Origin of the sequence: Cupriavidus sp. WKF15, from assembly GCF_029278605.1 — a bacterium.
Lineage (GTDB): Bacteria > Pseudomonadota > Gammaproteobacteria > Burkholderiales > Burkholderiaceae > Cupriavidus.
Genome location: NZ_CP119572.1, coordinates 2,497,160 through 2,515,817, shown reverse-complemented (window position 1 = coordinate 2,515,817; position 18,658 = coordinate 2,497,160). Strand labels below are relative to the sequence as shown.

General features: G+C 66.7%; 14 protein-coding genes. 10 read left to right on the top strand and 4 right to left on the bottom strand.

Translation table 11 applies throughout. The features are described from left to right. The first annotated feature begins 38 nt into the window (after positions 1–38). The gene (locus tag CupriaWKF_RS11755) at positions 39–2,102 is read left to right on the top strand and encodes a serine/threonine-protein kinase (RefSeq protein ID WP_276098046.1); all 2,064 of its coding nucleotides are present in this window, start codon (positions 39–41) and stop codon (positions 2,100–2,102) included. A gap of 37 nt (positions 2,103–2,139) precedes the next feature. On the opposite strand, the gene CupriaWKF_RS11750 is transcribed toward CupriaWKF_RS11755, so the two are convergent. Continuing rightward, entirely contained in the window at positions 2,140–3,387 is a 1,248-nt protein-coding gene (locus CupriaWKF_RS11750; protein ID WP_276098045.1) for a formylglycine-generating enzyme family protein, read from the bottom strand. Positions 3,388–3,696: 309 nt separating this feature from the next. Between CupriaWKF_RS11750 and CupriaWKF_RS11745 the strand changes: the two genes are divergently transcribed. From CupriaWKF_RS11745 to CupriaWKF_RS11705, 9 genes are all read left to right on the top strand, one after another. After that, on the top strand, positions 3,697–4,122 hold the full coding sequence (locus CupriaWKF_RS11745; RefSeq protein ID WP_276098044.1) for a DUF4399 domain-containing protein: 426 nt from the start codon (positions 3,697–3,699) through the stop codon (positions 4,120–4,122). 84 nt (positions 4,123–4,206) lie between these two features. Then, entirely contained in the window at positions 4,207–4,635 is a 429-nt protein-coding gene (locus CupriaWKF_RS11740; protein WP_276098043.1) for a DUF4399 domain-containing protein, read from the top strand. A 118-nt stretch (positions 4,636–4,753) separates the two neighbouring features. Continuing rightward, on the top strand, positions 4,754–4,960 hold the full coding sequence (locus CupriaWKF_RS11735) for a hypothetical protein (RefSeq protein WP_276098042.1): 207 nt from the start codon (positions 4,754–4,756) through the stop codon (positions 4,958–4,960). A 175-nt stretch (positions 4,961–5,135) separates the two neighbouring features. Further along, positions 5,136–6,563: an efflux transporter outer membrane subunit gene (locus CupriaWKF_RS11730; protein WP_276100780.1), complete on the top strand. Its 1,428-nt coding sequence runs from the start codon at positions 5,136–5,138 to the stop codon at positions 6,561–6,563. A 218-nt stretch (positions 6,564–6,781) separates the two neighbouring features. Continuing rightward, complete coding sequence (locus CupriaWKF_RS11725) at positions 6,782–9,373, top strand: FHA domain-containing protein (protein ID WP_276098041.1); 2,592 nt, start codon at positions 6,782–6,784, stop codon at positions 9,371–9,373. Beyond that, a complete protein-coding gene (locus CupriaWKF_RS11720) occupies positions 9,370–10,749 on the top strand; it encodes an HlyD family efflux transporter periplasmic adaptor subunit (RefSeq protein WP_276098040.1) in 1,380 nt (459 codons plus the stop codon). Before CupriaWKF_RS11725 ends, CupriaWKF_RS11720 begins: the two co-directional genes overlap by 4 nt. Before the next feature lie 64 nt (positions 10,750–10,813). Then, complete coding sequence (locus CupriaWKF_RS11715; RefSeq protein ID WP_276098039.1) at positions 10,814–11,566, top strand: peptidylprolyl isomerase; 753 nt, start codon at positions 10,814–10,816, stop codon at positions 11,564–11,566. Continuing rightward, the gene (locus CupriaWKF_RS11710; protein ID WP_276098038.1) at positions 11,547–14,675 is read left to right on the top strand and encodes a peptidase domain-containing ABC transporter; all 3,129 of its coding nucleotides are present in this window, start codon (positions 11,547–11,549) and stop codon (positions 14,673–14,675) included. The genes CupriaWKF_RS11715 and CupriaWKF_RS11710 overlap by 20 nt, the downstream gene beginning before the upstream one ends. Beyond that, positions 14,672–15,997, top strand: a complete 1,326-nt coding sequence (locus CupriaWKF_RS11705; RefSeq protein ID WP_276098037.1) for a sigma 54-interacting transcriptional regulator — start codon at positions 14,672–14,674, stop codon at positions 15,995–15,997. The genes CupriaWKF_RS11710 and CupriaWKF_RS11705 overlap by 4 nt, the downstream gene beginning before the upstream one ends. A 35-nt stretch (positions 15,998–16,032) precedes the next feature. Here the strand turns inward: CupriaWKF_RS11705 and CupriaWKF_RS11700 are convergent, their stop codons facing one another. The 3 genes from CupriaWKF_RS11700 to CupriaWKF_RS11690 form a co-directional block, all read right to left on the bottom strand. Further along, positions 16,033–16,326, bottom strand: coding sequence for a YkvA family protein (locus CupriaWKF_RS11700; protein ID WP_276098036.1), 294 nt, complete (start codon positions 16,324–16,326; stop codon positions 16,033–16,035). Positions 16,327–16,505: 179 nt separating this feature from the next. Next, entirely contained in the window at positions 16,506–17,651 is a 1,146-nt protein-coding gene (locus CupriaWKF_RS11695; protein ID WP_276098035.1) for a BMP family ABC transporter substrate-binding protein, read from the bottom strand. A gap of 84 nt (positions 17,652–17,735) precedes the next feature. Beyond that, entirely contained in the window at positions 17,736–18,656 is a 921-nt protein-coding gene (locus CupriaWKF_RS11690; RefSeq protein ID WP_276098034.1) for an ABC transporter permease, read from the bottom strand. Positions 18,657–18,658 lie beyond the last annotated feature (2 nt).

Here is an 18,658-nt window from a genome sequence, read left to right as displayed (position 1 = left end):
GAGAGCGTGCCGCTTGCATTGACTTCGGGGCAACACCGATGGCCAGTGTCAGAGACCTGATTCAGAAGTTCCAGAACGGCGGTCTGTCCGACGACGAGTTCGTTGCGTCATTCGACATGGCACTGGCGCAGGAGCGCACCACGCCGAGCCAGCTGGCACGCGTGATCATCGAGGAGAACACCCGCTTCCCGTTCCCGCCGGCGGTGTACGCCGAGGTCATGCGCCGCATCGAGCGCAGCGGCACGACGCTGTTCGATCTGACGGGCCAATCCACCGACATGGAAAGCGGCCCCGTGACCGGCTCGCTCTATGCCACCTCGCCGGCCGTCGGCACCGTGCCGCCCGCATCGCGGCCAAAGGGCGTCGGCGACACGCTGAACGGCCGCTTCGTGCTTGAAGAGTGCCTCGGTGTAGGCGGCATGGGGACGGTGTACAAGGCACTGGACCTGCGCAAGCTGGAGGCCTCGGACCGCAAGCCGTATATCGCGATCAAGGTGCTCAACCTGCAGTTCAGCGGCCACCCCAAGTCGCTGATTGCGCTGCAGCGCGAAGCGCGCAAGGCGCAGACGCTTGCGCACCGGAATATCGTCACCGTCTACGATTTCGACCGCGACGGCCCGGTGGTCTTCCTGACCATGGAGTACCTGTCCGGCAGGCCGCTCAGCCAGATCCTCAAGGCACCCGGCTTCACCGGCATGCCCATGGCCAAGGCCATGCCCATCATCGCCGGCATGAGCCATGCGCTGGCCTATGCGCACGAGCGCGGCTTCGTGCATTGCGACTTCAAGCCCGCCAACGTCTTCCTGACCGATGGCAGCGAAGTGAAGGTGATCGACTTCGGTATTGCGCGCGGCTTCCTGCCGCCGGCGGATGAATCCGACAAGACCGTCTTCGATCCCGGCTCGCTCGGCGGCATGACGCCGGCCTACGCTAGCCCCGAGATGTTCGAGCACCGCGAGCCCGACCCGCGCGACGACATCTATGCGCTAGCCTGCGTGACGTACGAGCTGCTGACCGGCCGGCACCCCTATGAACGCATGTCGGCGAATCAGGCGCGCGCCGCCGGGCTCAAGCCCATGCAGCCGCGCGAGCTGTCGCGCACGCAGTGGAAGACGCTGCGCCAGGCCCTCTCGCTGGACCGCGAGACGCGCACGCCCACGGTCGACCGTTTCCTGGCAGGCATGAGCGCAGCGCCCGCCATCACGGCGTCGCAGCGCTCGGCGCTGTTGGCAGGCGCCGCCGTGGCAGCACTGGCGGGCGTATCGGCAGTGGGCTACTTCGCATGGCGCACCAGCCGGCCAACGCAGACGCCGCCGCCAGTGGCGCAGGCCGACATTTCGCCAACCGCGCCAACCGCGCCAACCGCGCCAACCGCGCCATCGGCGCCCCCGGCACCGGCTGCCCCGGCACCGAGTCCGCCGGCCGAGGCGTTCTCGATGCCGGCCGTATTGCGCGTAATGGCCGCGGTGCCATGCTCGCTGCTGGCGGCGACCTCGCCAGAGAACGGGCGGGTGCGCGTACGTGGCTACCTGGCCGAGAGCGTGGGCGTGTCGCGCCTGCGCGAGCAGCTCAATGCGTTGCCGGGCGTGAAGTCGCTCGACTTCGACACCCAGCCGCTCAGCGCCGACAAATGCGATATCGCGCGCATGATCGCACCGTACTGGTCCGGCCGCCGCGAGGGCGCGGCGGCATCTTCGCTGCGCACGCGCGGCGACAAGAAGCAGCTCACCGAAGGCACGCCGCTGGTGCTCGAGTTGCGCACGCCCGCGCAGGATTCCTACGTGTACGTCGACTACTTTGCGGCCGACGGCAATGTGGCCCACCTTGTGCCAAGCGCGCGCGTGCCGGGCCAACAGGCGCCGGCCAGCTACAGCGCCACCATTGGCGACGCGGGTGACTGGGTGATCTCGCGGCCGTTCGGCACGGAACTCGTGGTGTTGCTCACCACGCCGGCGCCGCTGTTCGACGGGCGGCGCTCCGATGTGGAGACGCGGCAGGACTACCTGAAGGCGCTGGAAACGCCGCTCGGGCAGATGGCCCACAAGTATGGGCAGGACCGCATCAGCGCGGACCTCGTGGAGATTTCCACGCGAGCCAAATGAACCTCTGGGAGCGTCGCGAGCGTCGATGGCCGCGCGTCTACTTGACGTCGCGCGCGACGCGGAAGCCGTTCTGCGACTGCCGCACGCTCGCGCTGTACTTGAAGCGCGTCGACGACACCATGTAGCTCGCGCCTTCGCGCCATGAGCCGCCGCGGATCACGCGCGCGCCGCAACTTGCTTCTTCCCAGCTCCGGCCGTCGACCGGCGCATTCTTGTAGCTGCTGTGCCAGCAGTCCCTGACCCATTCCCACACGCTGCCGTTGACGTCGTAGAGGCCGAACGGGTTGGCCGCGAACGACCCCACGTTGGCGGGCGCATCCTGGTTCCACGGATCGCCGCAATCCTTGCAGTTGGCCGTGCCCTTGCGCATCTGGTCGCCCCACCAGAATGCCGAGGCGGTGCCCCCGCGGGCGGCATATTCCCATTCGGCTTCGGTGGGCAGGCGGTAGGTCTTGCCGGTGGTCTTGCTCAGCCACGCCACGTACTGCTGTGCGTCGTCCCAGCTGACATCTCGGATCGGCGCGCTCTTCGCACTATTTGCCACCGTGGCGATGCGGTCGCAGCCGCCCGTGTCGACGCAGGCGTTCCATTGCTCGACGGTCACCTCATAGCGGCCGATCGCGAACGGCTGGCTGATCGTGACATGGTGCGCCGGCTTTTCCGCCGGGTCGCTGGCATTGCTGCCCATCGTGAAGCTGCCGGCCGGCAGGCTGACGAGCACGGGGCAGACCGGACAATCGTGGATCTCGCCCTTGACTTCGACCGGCTTGCGCTCGCTCCCCGTGTTGACCGCGCCGGCGGCCGTCGAGCCCGCGCGCGAGGGCTGCGTGGCTGATGCTGCGGCACCAGCGGCCGCGGGCGCTGCCGTGGTGGCGGGTGGCGCGGTCCGCTGCGGCGCTGACGGCGCAGGCTTGGCTGGCGCGGTTGCCGCGGCGGGCGGCTGGGCCGGCCTGGCGTGTTCCGGTGGCGGGCTCTTGGCGGCCGGAGCGCTGGCAGCGGCAAGGCGCTCGATGCGCGCCTTGGCAAGCGCAGCGAAGCGTCCGTTCGGATATTGCTTGAGGTAGGCCTCGTAGTCGCCGGCGTAGTTGCTGTTCTTGATCGATTCCCAGAACGTCAGCTCGTATTGCTCATCGCTGTTCTTGGGCAGGATGCCGGCCAGCAGCAGGGGTGCCGCTTCCGGTGCCGCCGCCGTTCCACCGGCGAAGGCCGGGCCGGCCAGGCCAGCGAGAAGCGCGCTGGTGCACAGCACGGATGCGACCAGAACGACAGGAGATTTGCGCCACATTTTCGGACCCTGTTGGAACTGCGGCCAGCCCGACGCGCGCGCTTGGGCGGCGCCTGGGCGCATTGTGGTGTTGCCGTGACGTCAGCTTGCTTCAAGATAGCACAGCGTTTGTGAATCCGGAGGTGCTTGCGCAGCGCATCCGTGTTGTGGTCAGGCGCGGTGGCCATGTCATGGCGAGTTCGCTTTTTGCCGGGTTCCGTTCTAACCTGAATACCGAATCGCCGAGCGCTGGCCAAGAGCAACCAGAAGAACCACGGGCTTGCGGGACAACGTGATCGGGTTTCGGACACTCTCCGGGAGGCGCCGCGTATGTCCAGACGATTCCTGTTCCGCTTGCTGGCGGCCATGGCAGTTGCCACCGTGCCGTCCGTCTCGATGCCGACTTCGGCGCCGCAGAATGCCGAGGTGTACATCATCTGGCCGCCGGACGGCGCCGTCATCTCCGGCGGCAAGTTCTGGATCCGCATGGGCTTGCGCAATATGGGCGTCTGCCCCAAGGGGATCGAGTCGAGCAAGTGCGGCCACCATCATCTGCTGATCGATACGGACTTGCCGCCGCTGGACAAGGAAATTCCTTCCGACAAGAACCATCTGCACTTCGGCGCGGGGGAGACCGACGCGCGCATCGAGCTGCCGCCGGGCAAACACACGCTGCAGCTGCTGCTGGGCGATGCCAAGCACGTGCCGTTCGATCCGCCACTCTACTCCAGGAAAATCACCATCACGGTGAAGTAGCCGAGTTGGCTGCAATGGCTGCAATGGTTGCAAAGGCTTAATCGGCTGAAGTGGCCGACTGAAATAGCGCGAGGGGGATCCACCATGTTCAAGCTGCTAGCCGCCACCTTGCTCGGCGCGAGCCTCTTGCTGCCAGCCGCCGCCATGGCAGGCGAAACGCCGGCGCCGCCCGACGCCTACCTGTACATCGGCTTTCCCAACAATGGGCAGGTGCTGCCGGCAGGCAAGCCATTCCGCGTCTGGTTCGGCCTGCGCAACATGGGCGTGGCGCCGAAGGACGTCAAGTTCCCGAAGACCGGCCACCACCACCTGCTGATCGACGTGGACCTGCCGCCCATGGACAAGGAAATCCCGAACGATCGCAACCACCTGCATTTCGGTGCCGGCGAGACCGAGACTATGGTGGAGTTGCCACCGGGCAAGCACACGCTGCAGCTGCTGATGGGTGACGACAAGCACATCCCGACGAATCCGCCCGTCTATTCGAAGAAGATCACTATCTACGTGAAGTGACCACTGCTGCGCGCGAGCAAGGCCATGCTGTCGCGCAGACCGTGCCACGCTGTCTCCTGACAGCCGACAGCTATCGCAGAACTGTTGGCCGCAATCCGTCATCCGCGGCAGGGCGGCCATGATTCCCATTGCGCACGCGATCCTCCTCCATGCCTCTGAAAACCGCTTGTTTTCAGGCCTTTGCAGACAGCACAAGGCGCGCTTCGCAAGCTGGCACAGCCTATGCGTCGGTGCTCCGGGAAGCAACACCAGCCAGGCCTTCCTACCGGAGCCCGAAATGACCAAGCTGACCCTGGATACGAAGCACAACAACCTCTTCGGCTAAGCCGCCGCCGTCGGCACCCATGCCGTTGCCACCGGCCCGACTTCGGGGTTGGAGCGCGTGCCGGCGCGAACCACAATACAGACACGCAAGGCAGGTCCGGGCACCGCGGTGGCCGGCCGCTCGCGCGTGGTTGCAGGAAGATATCGTGATCAACGCCTCTACCGAATCGCCATTGATTGTTTCGCGGCCGCGCCGTGCCGCCGCATGGGTCGCCGCCGCGGCCTGCGCGGCATGGCTTGCCGGCTGCGCGGACTTCCGGCCGCCGGTGTACGAACGCCCTGAAACGCCCGCCAAGGCGGAGTGGACGCGGCAGGGGTCGATCACGGTATCGCCGGCCGAGACCGTGCAGCCGAACTGGTGGCAGGGCTTCCGGGATCCGTATCTCGACAAGCTGATCACGCAGGCGCTGTCCGGCAACTACGACATCAAGGTGCTCGCCGCGCGCATCCGCGTGGCGCAGGCGCAGATCGGCGAAGCCAAGGCCGGCGCGCTGCCGGTGATCGATCTCAACGCGGGCGGCAGCGTTACGAAGACGACCGGCCAGACGACCGTGAAGAGCTTCAACGCGGGCGCCCAGCTGAGCTGGGACATCGATATCTGGGGCAAGGTCGAGAAGGGCGTGCAGGCGCAGACCGCCGAGTTCCATGCCACCGAGGCGGACTGGCGCGCCGGCTACCTGACGCTGGCCGCCAATGTATCCACGACTTACTTCCAGATCCTGCAGTTCGACGAGCAGATCGACCAGCAGACGCGCACCGTGCAGAAGAACGGCCAGATCCTCGGCACGTACCAGGCCATGTTCCAGAACGGCCTGGTGCCGAAGATCCGCGTGATGCAGCAGCAGGCGGAAATCAACCGGCTCACCAAGGACCTGATCGAACTGCGCCGCTCGCGCGACGTGACCGAGAACGCGCTGGCCACACTGGTCGGCGTGCCGGCGGGCAATCTCAAGGTGCCCGCCGGCAAGCTGCAGGACCGCGTGCAGCCGCCGCCGGTGCCGGCGGGCCTGCCATCGCAACTGCTGGCGCGCCGTCCCGACATCGTGGCCGCTGAATATCGCGTGCTGGCGGCGTACAACATTGTCGGCCAGGCCCGGCTCGCGCAGCTGCCGAGCATCAGCCTGACCGCAAACGGCGGCGCGGCCAGTTTCGCGCTGAGCAGCTTGCTGAAGACTTTCACCTTCGGCATCGCGCCGAGCATCAGCCTGCCGATGCTGGATCCGAACATCCGTGCCCACGTCAAGACCACGGAGGCGCAGGTCAAGGTCGCGGAAAGCGATTATGGCCGCACGGTGATCAATGCCTTCGAAGAGGTGGAAACCGCACTGGTCAATGTGGATGCGCACAAGAAGCAGCGCATCGAGTTGCAGCAGCAGGTTGAACAGTTGCGCGTGGTGTCGGCGCAGATCGAGGCGCAACTCAAGGAGGGCGTGGTGTCGCAACTCGAAGTCTTCGAGACCGAGCGTTCGCTGCTGACCGCGCAACTGTCCTTGTTGGCTGTCCACCAACAGATCCTTGCCGATACTGTCACGCTCTACAAGGCGCTGGGCGGCGGCTGGTCCGACGTGCAAGTGAGCAACGCCGCGTCGAACCGAGCGCCCTGATGGCAGCGCCGCACTGGCACGCCAGGCAGCGTTCACGATACACCGGTCACAACGAGAGCAGGGTAACCCGGCGCTTTGCGCCGCCTGGGCGACACCCCGCGCGCAACGGCCGGCGCTCATCCAATTGACTAGCGGGAGGCGTGGCCTACTATGTTGATTGTCGATTCATCCCCCCGGTGCGCCTGCTGTGAAGGCTGCGCTGTTGGTTTCTTGGAAACATGGCTCCTGACGATGCACTGATCATGGAAATGCCGGTGAGGATGGGTCAGGAGTTCGACATTCTGCTGACGCCCGTATCCCGTCCGGAGCTGGGCGAGATCCGCATCGGCGACGACCTGTTCGCCGTCGGGCGGACCGAGGCGCCGTTCGTTTCCTATCCCGAAGAGCTGACCGCGGCGCTGTCGCGCCGTCATGCGCGCATCTTCGCCGAGCACGGCGCGGTCTATGTCGCGGACCTGGGCAGCAAGAACGGCACGCGCATCAATGGCGCCGATGTTGCCGGGCACCCGCTGCGGCTGCGCGATGGCGACGAGTTGTCCTTCGGTTCGGCCCTGTCGTTCCATGTACGCCTTGCGCCGCGCGTGCCCGCGGCGGAACCGCCGCGCGTCGCGGTCACGCTGCAGCCCGAGCGCAACGACGTGGGCCTGCACCCGATCGAGCTGAGCGGCTTCCCCTACCTGATCAGCAAGGCCGACGACACGTTCGCGCGCTATCGTGACAGCCATCCGCAACAGGTCAACTACCTGTCGCGGCGTCACGCGCATATCTACCTGAAGTGCGGCGTTCCGTTCCTGGAAGACCTGGGCAGCACCAACGGGACCTTCATCAACGGCCACCGCCTCGCCGACCACGGCGTGCCGCTCAATGATGGCGACCTGATTGCATTCGGCGGCAGCCACTTCGTCTACAAGGTCGAGGTCCGGCGCGAAGGCGACGTTGACGCCACGGCGACGCGCACCGTGTTTGCCGAACCGGAGGCGGCTGCCGATGTGGAGCCCGTCGCGGAGCATGTTGCGGCCCCCGCGGCGCCGATTCCCGATGATGGCGCCGACAAGACCACTTTCGTCGGCGCAGCCGACTCGTTCCTGGACATCTTCTGCGTCGACTACGCGGCGCGGCAGGAAGACGAGGTCAACGCCGACGCCGAGGCGCAAGCCGCCGCCGCTACCGATGCCTCGGCCCGCAAGGGCAGCCGTCCGCGCAGCCGCATGGCCATGCTGGCCGCGGAGATCGCGAACCGCTTCGGCCTGAACGACGCGGCGCGCATGCGGCGAGCCGGGCGCTGGGGCGCGGCACTGGCCGTGCTGGTCGTGGCCGGCATCGGGGTGCTTTACCTGCGCGGCATGCCCGAGCGCGACGTGAGATCGCTGCTCGCCGAAGGCCGCTACGCGCAGGCCGCGAAGGCCGCGGATGCCTATCTCGCGAGGCATCCCGACGATGCCCCGATCCAGGCCATGGGCACGGAGGCGCTGCTGCGCGCCTATGTGCCGCAGTGGGCTGGCAAGCTCAGGGCGCAGGACTTCCACGGCGCCGCCACGGTGCTTGCCGGGATGGCCGCGGGCAGCCAGCACAATGCGGATGCGCGTCCGCTGGTGGGCGAGCTGGAATGGATCGGCAACCTCGAACGCTACTTCGCCCAGCGCGGCGGCGCCGAAGCACCGATCCGGCTCTACACGGACGAGGCGACGATACGTGGCCTGCTGACGCACTGGAACCAGGACACCGCCGCGCACCAGCGCGCGCTGGGCCGCATCGCCGGCTATGAGCCCGCATTTCGCGACGTCTATGCAAGCGCGCTGAGCGATGTGCGCAAGCTGCAGACGGACGAGTCGGTCTACCTGGCCGCCATCGAACGGCTCAATGCCACCATCGCCACCGAGCTGGCGCGCGACCAGCCCGAGGCCTTGCAGCCGGTGTTTGCCGACTACAAGGAAAAGTACCCCCGCCTGTCAGGCCTGGACAAGCTGCAGGACGACCTGCGCCGCTACGCCGCGTTGATGCAGCCGCTGCGCGCGCGCAACCCGGGGCCACTGGTGGCGCGCATGGCCGATGCGAAGTTCGCCACGCCGCCGTTCCAGGCCCAGTACGCACGGCTGGCGCAGCGCCTGCCCGATGCGGAGGTGGCGCGCCAGTACGCGGCGGCTGCGCAGGCATGGCAGCGCGGCGACAGCGCCACGGCCATCGCCGGCCTGCGCCGCATCAGCGCGGGGCCGTGGGGCGACGATGTGGCGAAAGACGCGGCGCACAAGCAGCAGGTTGCCGCGCAGTACGCGGCACTGCAAGGCGCGCGTGGCGCCAGCGGCTACGAAGACAAGCTGCTGGGCTTCTACGCGATGCTCGATCCCGACGAGGACAAGTACTACGCCAGGGCGGTGGAAGCCGATGTCACTGCCATTCGCGACAGTGCCTTGCGGCGCGCACGCGAGTTGATGACGCGTGCCGTCGCCGGCTGGAAGCAGTACCGCGCTAACGGCCAGATTGGCGGCGACCAGAGGCTGGAGCCCGGCATCTCGCCGAAGTTCCGCGACCAGGCGCGGCGGCTGGCGCAGGCGCAGGATGACGCGCGGCAGGGCATCCGCATCGTCAGCCAGCTCAAGGCTGGCGAGAGCGCCGACCTCGCGCAATGGAACAAGGCGGAAGAGGAGATCCGCGCGGAGGTGGATCAGCAGCGGCGCGCCTTGCAGGAGCTGCGCATGGTGCTCGACCCGGCCGTGCTCAAGGCGAAGCTGGAGCTGCTCGGCGGCGAAGGCCCGGGCGCCGAAGCGCAGACCGCCGCGGCGCCGGACAAGCCGAAAGCGGGGCGGCCATGAACGACGCGCGCGGCGGCGACCGTCTCAGGCCTCTGTCCGAGGCGCTCGAGGACCACGGCGGCGAGGGCCTCGCGATCCTCACCGCCGAACCGTGGCGGCTGAGCCTGCTGACGGTGATGACCACGTTTGCGCTGGTGGTGTGCGCGCTGGTCTGGTCGTTCTTCGGCCATGCGGACGTGATCGTCACGGCGGAGGGCACGCTGGCGCCGGAATCGGAAGTCAGGCGCTTCTACGCGCCCGTCGACGGCGAACTGGCCGACCTGTACGTGGCCGAGGGGCAGCCCGTGTCCAAGGACGACGTGCTGGCGCGCCTGAACGCGCGCGGCGCGATCGAGGCGGCGGCCAACGCGCTCGAGGCGCAGCTCAAGCTGGAGGACTCGGAGCGCGAGTGGAAGCAGTTCCCGGAAAAGAAGGCGCTGATGGAACGCCGCGCCGCCGCGCTCAAGCAGCAGATCGACGTGGCCACGCGCCAGCATGAGACACGCATCGCCGAAGGCACGACACGGCTTACCGAGCAGCAGCGCGCGCAGGTGCAGGAGGCGCGCAGCAATGTCGAGAATTCGCGGCGCGCGCGCGACTTCGCGCGGCAGGAACAGGACCGCTATGCGCGCCTGTTCGCGCTGCCGGGCGGCGGTGGCGTGTCGCAGTCGCAGGTCGAAGCCAAGCGCGCGGCCACGCAGGAGGCCGAGAACACCTTGCGCGTGGCGCAGTCCCGGCTGGCCGAACTGGAAGCACGGCAGGGCCAGGAGCTGACGCAGGCCAACGTGCAGCTCGAAAGCAGCGGGCAGGAACTGGCAGGGCTGCGCGTGCAGTACGACGCGGCCATGCGCGACATCGCCAGCACCGAGGACAAGCTGCGCCTGCAGGTCCAGACCGCGCGCCTGGTGGCGGAGGCGGCGGCGCGCATCCGCTTCGAGAATATCGACAAGGACAATTTCCTGCTGATCCTGGCCCCCGTGTCCGGCGTTATCACCGACGTGACCTCCACCCAGCGCGGCGACAAGATCCAGGCCAATACGCCGATCGGCGGCATTGCGCCCAATGACGCGCGCCCCGTGCTCAAGATCGCCATTGCCGAGCGCGACCGCGCGTTCCTGAAGGAAGGCCTGCCGGTCAAGCTCAAGTTCAATGCGTTCCCCTACCAGCGCTACGGGCTGATCGAAGGCACGCTCGAATACATCTCGCCGGCCACCAAGCCGGGGGCGGACAAGCAGCCGGTCTATGAAGGCCGCATCCGCCTGTCGCGCGACTACTACACCGTGGGCGATACCCGTTATCCGTTGCGCTACGGCATGACCGCCACGGCCGAGATCGTGGTGCGCGAGCGCCGGCTGATCGACCTTGGCCTGGATCCGTTCCGGCAGGTGGCCGGCTAGCGGGCACGGAGTTCACGAGCACATCGCGACCGCCGCGGCGCGGCAGTCGAAAGGAGGTAGGGCCATGACTGGCATCGTGCGTATCGACGACGAGGTACTGGGCGTCGAGGAATTCATCCGCCTGCTCAAGTTCACCGGGCAGTTCGAAGGCCTGGTCGAGCAGATGGTGCGCGACAAGCTTACGGTGCACGCGGCGAAGCGCGCGGGCCTGGTCCTGGCGCAGGAAGACATCCAGGAACGCGCCGACCAGTTCCGGCGCGTGCAGGGCCTGCACCGCGCGGCGGACATGAACCACTATCTCGACGCGCTGGGCGTGAGCCTGGACGAGTTCGAGGTCTTCATCACCGACAGCCTCTACCAGGAGCGGATGATGGAGCAGGTCTGCAGCGAAGCCGCGGTGCACGAATACTTCCAGCTCAATTCGCCGCGCTTCGACAGCATCGAGGTCAGCCATATCGTGGTGGACAGCGAGGGCAAGGCCAAGGAGCTGATCTCCTACCTGCAGGATGATCCCGATTCGTTTGCGGAGATGGCGCGCGAGCACTCCATTGCCGATACGCGAGAGCGGGGCGGGGATATCGGCAAGGTGCTGCGCGGCTCGCTCAAGACCGACATCGAAGCCAAGGTCTTCAATGCCGAGCCCGGCGACCTGCTCGGCCCGTTCGCCGCGCCGGACCGCTCGTTCTTCGAAGTCTTCCTGGTGCGCGCCAAGCATCCCGCGACGCTGGACAGCGACGTGGCGGTGGAGGTGCGCCGGCTGCTGCGTGAAGAGTGGCTGATGGCAAGGGCGCAGGAACATGTCATCGAAGCCCGCTAGCGAAGGCGGGGCGGCGGCAGAGGTGCCGCCGCCATCGGCCGCGTCCGCTGCGCCCGCCGTGCCAGTGGCGGCATCGCTTGCCGACTTCCTGGCGACGGTGGAGATCCTCTCCGCCCTGACGCGCGAGGAGCTGGAGCAACTCGCCGCCGCGGCGCAGACGCAGACGTTCGGCTTCGGCGACACGGTGTGCAATGCCGGCGAGCCCGCGCCTGGCCTGTTTATCGTCAAGACTGGCTCGGTGCGTGTCTTCAACGAGGAGCACGGCAAGGAAATCAGCATGGGCGTGCGCAAGACCGGCGAGGTGTTCGCCGACATTGCGCTGCTGCGCGAGTACCACCATGAGTCGTCGGTGCGCGCGTCGGGCAAGACCGAGTTGCTGATGATCCCGCGCAGCGTGGGCGAGAAGGTGGTGGCGGGCAACCAGGCGGCGCAGGCCTTCATCACCAGCTATGTCGCGATCAGCTCGGCCGGCGGCTTCGTGGCGCGGCTGTTCGACCTGCGCGGCAAGCTGGACCGGCGCGAGCTGGAAGACGCCGTGCGCAGCGTGGGTGTCAAGCGCGTGGCCGCGGGCAAGGAGATCCTGAAGCAGGACGGGCGCGAAGACCGGCGGCTCTACGTGGTGCGCCAGGGAACCGTGCGCATGGTGCGCAGCGAGGAGGGCGACGAGTTCTCGCTGGCGACGCTGGGCCAGGGCGATATCTTCGGCGAGCGCGCCTGCGTGATGCGCCAGGAGCAGATCGCCTCGGCCATCGCCGAGACCGAGGTGCGCCTGCTGGTGATTCCCGAGAAGACGGTGCAGCTTATCCTGGAGCGCAACCCGCGCCTGCGCGAGGTGCTCGAGGAGCGCATCCGCGTGGTGGACCGCGAACTGCACCGGCAGAAGAAGCTGGCCGAGCGCCGCAAGCGGCCGGTGTTGCTGGACCTGCAGTCCAAGCCTGAGCTCGGCGAACGTCTGATCCGCCGCTTCGCGCTGGTCGAGCAGGCCGAGGAGATGGATTGCGGCGCCGCTTGCCTGGCCATGATCTGCAGGCACTACGGCATCCCGATGTCGCTGGGCAAGCTGCGCGAACTGGCCAACGTGACCACGCAGGGCGCCACGCTGGAAAGCCTGGCGCGCGCCGGTGAGTCGCTGGGTTTCACCACGCGCGGCGTGCAGTGCACGCGCGATTCGCTGATGGGCTTCGAGCTGCCGTTCATCGTGCACTGGGAGGGCTACCACTACGTGATCGTGTACGGCGTGTCGGGGCGCTGGGTGTGGGTGGCGGACCCGGGCATCGGCTTCCGCAAGATGAGCGCGGAAGAGTTCGAGCGCGGCTGGAGCGGCACCTGCCTGCTGTTCAGCCCCGGCGAGAGCATGACGCAGCTGTCGGTGCAGCGCTCGCCGTGGCTGCGCTTCATCAGCTACCTGGCACCGTACAAGAAGATCCTGGCGCACCTGTTCCTGGCCACGTTCGTGATCCAGATGCTAGGCGTGGTGCCGCCGCTGATCATCCAGAACATCCTGGATGGCGTGGTGGTGCACCAGAACATCGGCCTGCTGCATCTGCTGATCGTCGGGCTGATCATCGCCAATGTGTTCTCGCAACTGATGGCGACGATTCGTGCCTACCTGGCCAATTTCATGGTGCGCAACATGGATTTTTCCATGATGTCGCACTTCTTCAAGCACACGCTGTCATTGCCGCTCTCGTTCTTTGCCAAGCGCAAGACCGGCGACATCTTCGCGCGCTTCCAGGAGAACCAGACCATCCGCGCCTTCCTGACCGAATCGACGGTGACCACGGCGCTGAACCTGCTGATGGTGTTCATCTACTTCACCATCATGTTCCTCTACAACGTCAAGCTCACGCTGCTGCTGATCGCGTTCGTGATCCCGATCGCGGCGTTGACGGTGGTGGTCACGCCAAAGGTGAAGACCTACGCGCGCGAAGTCTTTGCCGCCTCGACCGACGCCAAGTCCTACCTCATGGAGACGCTGGGCGGCGCCGAGACGGTCAAGGGCATGGGCATCGAGCGGCCGGTGCGCCTGCGCTGGGAGGCCAAGTACGCCAAGGCGCTGGAGAAGCAATACCAGGCGCAGGCCTTCCATATCCTGATCGGCATGATCAGCCAGTTGCTCAACGCCGCCACGACCATCGCCGTGCTGTGGGCGGGCGCCACGCTGGTGCTGCAGCGCGAGCTGACCATCGGCCAGCTCATCGCCTTCAATGCGTTCATGGGCAGCGTGCTGGCGCCGCTGATGGGTCTGGTGGCGCTGTGGGGCCAGCTCAACGATGCGGGCGTGGCGATGGAGCGGCTCGGCGACGTGCTGGACCTGGAGCCCGAGCAGAAGCCGCAGGACGTGATGTCGCGCGTGATGCTGCCGGACCTGCAGGGCGAGATCGAGATGGACGGGCTTTACTTCCGCTACGGCGGCGAGGATACGGCCTATGTGCTCGAAAACATCAGCCTGCATATCAAGCCCGGCGAGATGGTGGCGATCGTCGGGCGCAGCGGTTCGGGCAAGACCACGCTGGCCAAGCTGCTGGTCGGGTTCTACCGGCCGACTGAGGGCTCGATGAAGGTGGACGGCTACGACATCGGCGTGATCGACACCGAGTTCTACCGCGCGCAGGTAGGCTACGTGATGCAGACCAACCTGCTGTTCTCGGGCACCATCGCCGAGAACATCGCCTGCGGCGACGAAAGTCCCGACCGGCGCCGCATCGAGGAAGTGGCCCGGATGGCGGACGCGCACCCGTTCATCACCAAGCTGCCGCTCGGCTACGAGCAGATCGTGGGCGAGCGCGGCATGGGGCTGTCGGGCGGGCAGATCCAGCGGCTGTGCATTGCGCGCGCGCTGTACCACGACCCGCGGCTGCTGGTGTTCGACGAGGCCACGTCCGCGCTCGACACCCAGTCCGAGAGCAACATCCTGGCGAACATGCAGGAGATCCTGCGCGGGCGCACGGCGGTGATCATTGCGCACCGACTCAGCACCATCATGCAGGCCGACAAGATCCTGGTGCTGTACGAGGGCGCCATCGTCGAACAGGGCCGTCACGAGGAACTGCTCGAGCGCAAGGGCATGTACTACCAGCTGGTGCAGAAGCAACTGAGTGCAGCATGAAGCTATACAACCAGGGCGCACGGCCGCCCGCAGCCAACGCCGCCAGTACCTCCGCGGTCTCGTTCGCGGGGCTGATGGAGAAGATCGAGATCTTGCGCTCGACGCTGCGCTGGTCGTCGCGGCTGGAGCGGGCCGATATCGAGAAGCTGCTCAAGCAGGCCACCACGCTGCGCGACGAGGTGATGGGGCTGTCCCACAAGGAGCGCTTCATCCACGCCGCCGCCGGTGGCGAGGCGCCGGTGGAGGAAGAAGTCGAGCGCATGCCGCGCGAGCGGCGCCAGGCGCTGCTGGAACGCAGCTTCATCTTCGAAGGCACCTTCGGCGACAACCCGAAGCTGCTCGAATCGCTGGAGATCGCCGAGAAGGCCGCACCTACCGATCTCCCGGTGCTCATCGACGGCGAAAGCGGCACCGGCAAGGAACTGATGGCCAAGGTGATCCACGCCAACGGCTCGCGCCAGGAACGGCCGTTCATCTCGGTCAACTGCGGGGCGATTCCGGAAAGCCTGCTGGAGTCGGAGTTGTTCGGTCACAAGAAGGGCGCCTTCACGGGTGCCAGCAACGACCGGCGCGGCAAGTTCGAGAGCGCGCATACCGGCACTATCTTCCTCGACGAAATCGGCGAGCTGCCGCTGACCGGACAGGTCAAGCTGCTGCGCGTGCTGGAAGCGCACGAGATCCAGCGGGTGGGGTCGGACGAAGTGATTGCCGTCGACACGCGCATCGTCGCCGCGACCAACAAGGACCTGCGGCGCATGAGCAAGGAGGGGACCTTCCGCGAGGACTTGTTCTACCGGCTCAGCGTGATCCACGTGTCGCTGCCCGCGTTGCGCGAACGGCGCGATGAAATCCCGTTGCTGGTCGCCTATTTCAGCGACGAAGCGGCCGGCATGCTCAAGCGCCGGCCGGTCCGGCTCACGCCACGGTTGCGGGATTTCCTGATGCACTACGAGTATCCCGGGAATATCCGCGAACTGCGCAACCTGATGTATCGCGTGTCTTGCCTGGCCGGCGATACGGCGGACCTCGTCCACTTGCCGCAGGATATCCGCCCGAAGCCGGTGGCGCTGGCCGTGGTGCCGCTCGGGCCTGTCGGTGCGGTGTCAGCGCTGCCTGCCTCGCTTAGCGAGGCCAAGCGCGCTGCCAGCGATGAGGCGGAACGGGCGTTTCTTGAACGGGGGCTGCAGGAAGTGGGGGGGACCGTGGCAGAACTGGCGCGGCGGTGCGATATGAATCGTTCCCACTTGCAGATGCTGCTCAAGAAGCATGGGATTCATTCGAAGGATTTTCGGGGGCAGAGGGAGAAGGGGGGAGGGGGATGAGGAGGGTCTGGGGCGCACCCCAGACCCAGCGAGATTCACCGCGCCCGGACCGTAGTCGCGCCCGCGCGCGCCTGCGCCTGCCGCAGAATATGCGGGGGCAGGCGCTTGAGCATGAAATGCACTGCAAGCGGAATCAGCACCACGTCATCGACGATGCCAAGCCCGGCGATGAAGTCGGGAATCAGGTCGATAGGTGAAACCGCATACAGCAGCAGCCCAAAGGCTGCAGGCCTGAGCCACCGCGGCGCATCCGGATGCCGCAGCGCATACCAGAACAGGCGGCCGTCGCGCCGCACCAGCGTCAACAAGGCCGAGAAACGCTTCCACATGAGTGGCCTCCATCACATTATGGGCGCCGGCCAGCGGCGCATGCACAGATAGCTTGGGCCGGTCGGGGCGGCTTCAAGTTCCGGAGAATGGCGGGGCAGGGAAAGAGAAGAGGGGTGCGCCCCGGCAAGGCCGGGGCGGGCCGGCATGCCGTGGCGGCATGCCGGAAGAGGACTGCCGATCAGCCCGGGATCTTGCCTTCCACGCCTTCGACGTAGAACTTCACGCCGTGCAGGAAGTTATCGTCGGCGGTCTGGTCCTTGGCGACCTGTTCCTTGCCGGTGTTGTCCTTGATCGGACCCTTCCAGATCGGCGCGGAACCGTCGACGATGCCCTTCTTGCGCTCGGCGACCAGCGCCTTCACGTCCTCGGGCACGATCGTATTGAAGTCCTTCAGGTCGATCATGCCTTCCTTCAGGCCCCACCACGTGGTACCGCTCTTCCAGCGGTTGTTCAGCACGTCATCCACCACCTTGCTGTAGTAGACGCCCCACTGGATTTCCGAGGCGGCCAGGTGAGCCTTCTCGCCGAACTTGCTCATATTGCTGTCCCAGCCGAACGCATACACGCCCTTTTCCTGCGCGGTCTGCACCACGGCCGCGGAGTCGGTGTTCTGCATCAGCATGTCCACGCCCTGGCCGATCAGCGTCGTGGCGGCTTCGCGCTCCTTGCCCGGGTCGAACCACTTGTTCACCCACACCACCTTGACGGTCGCGTTCGGGTTGACGCTGCGCGCACCGAGCGTGAACGAGTCGATGTTGCGGATCACCTCGGGAATCGGCACCGAACCCACCACGCCCATCTTGCCCGACTTGCTCATCTTGCCGGCGACCACGCCCGCCAGGTAGGCACCCTCGTAGGTGCGCACGTCATACTGGGCGAGGTTCTCGGCGGTCTTGAAGCCGGTGGCGTGCTCGAACTTCACGTCCGGGAACTCCTTGGCGACCTTCAGCATCGACTCCATGTAGCCGAAGGTGGTGCCGAAGATCAGCTTGTTGCCCTGGCTGGCCAGGTCGCGGAACACGCGCTCGGCGTCGGCGGCGGACTCCGGCACGTTCTCGACATAGGTGGTCTTGACCTTGTTGCCGAACTTCTCTTCCACGGCCTTGCGGCCGGCGTCGTGCGCGTAGGTCCAGCCCGCATCGCCCACCGGGCCGATGTAGACGAAGGCGACCTTGAGCGGCTCGGCCTTCTGTTCAGCGGCGGGCGCGGAGGCCGGTGCGGCGCTCTCTGCCGGCTTCTCGGCTTCCTTCTTGCCGCAGCCGGCCAGGGCCAGCACGGCGGTGGCGGCCAGTGCCGCCAGGGTCTTCCTGCGCGTGACGATCATTGATTTCTCCTTGTGATGAATTGATGAATTGATGAATTGTGTTGGCTTTCGAAGGCTCGTTGAAATGGGACTGGGGCAGCGGCATCACGCACTGCCCGGACGGAACGGCTTGCCCAGCGAGGCGGGCATGTTCAGCCGGATCCAGGCCGGATTGCGCGAGATCAGCGCCAGCACGACGATGGTGGCCGCGTAGGGCAGCATCGACAGGAACTGCGACGGCACCGAGACGCCAATGCCCTGCAGGTAGAACTGCAGGATGGTCACGCCGCCGAACAGCCATGCGCCGACCAGCACGCGGCCTGGGCGCCAGGTGGCGAACGTGGTCAGCGCCAGCGCGATCCAGCCGCGGCCGGCGACGAGGTTTTCGACCCACATCGGCGTGTACACCAGCGACAGGTAGGCGCCGGCCAGGCCGCAGCAGGCGCCGCCGAACAGCAGCGCACCGAAACGGATGGTGCGCACCGGATAGCCGAGCGCATGCGCGGATTCCGGCGATTCGCCGATCGCGCGCAGCGTCAGCCCGGCGCGCGTGCGGAACAGGAACCACATGATGGCGAAGCACAGCAGCAGGCTGAAGTACACCATCCAGTGGTGCTGAAAGAAGGCAGGACCGATAAAGGGAATGTCGGCCAGGCCCGGGATCGACCTGGCCTGCGCGGGCATGGCGTGGCCGACGAAGCGCTGGCCCATGAAGGCCGACAGCCCGGTGCCGAAGATCGACAGCGCCAGGCCGGTGGCGACCTGGTTGGTGGCCAGCACCAGCGCCAGCCACGAGAACAGCGTGGCCATCAGCATGCCGGCTACGGCGCCGGCGAGAAAGCCGAGCAGCGGCTGCTGCGTCTGGTAGCCGACCATGAAGCCAGTCACGGCGGCGACCAGCATCATGCCTTCGGCGCCCAGGTTGAGCACGCCGGAACGTTCGTTGATGAGCAGCCCAAGCGCGGCCAGCAGCAGCGGCGTGCCGGCGTTGATCGCGGTGGCGATCAGAGGAGCGAGTTGTTCCATGT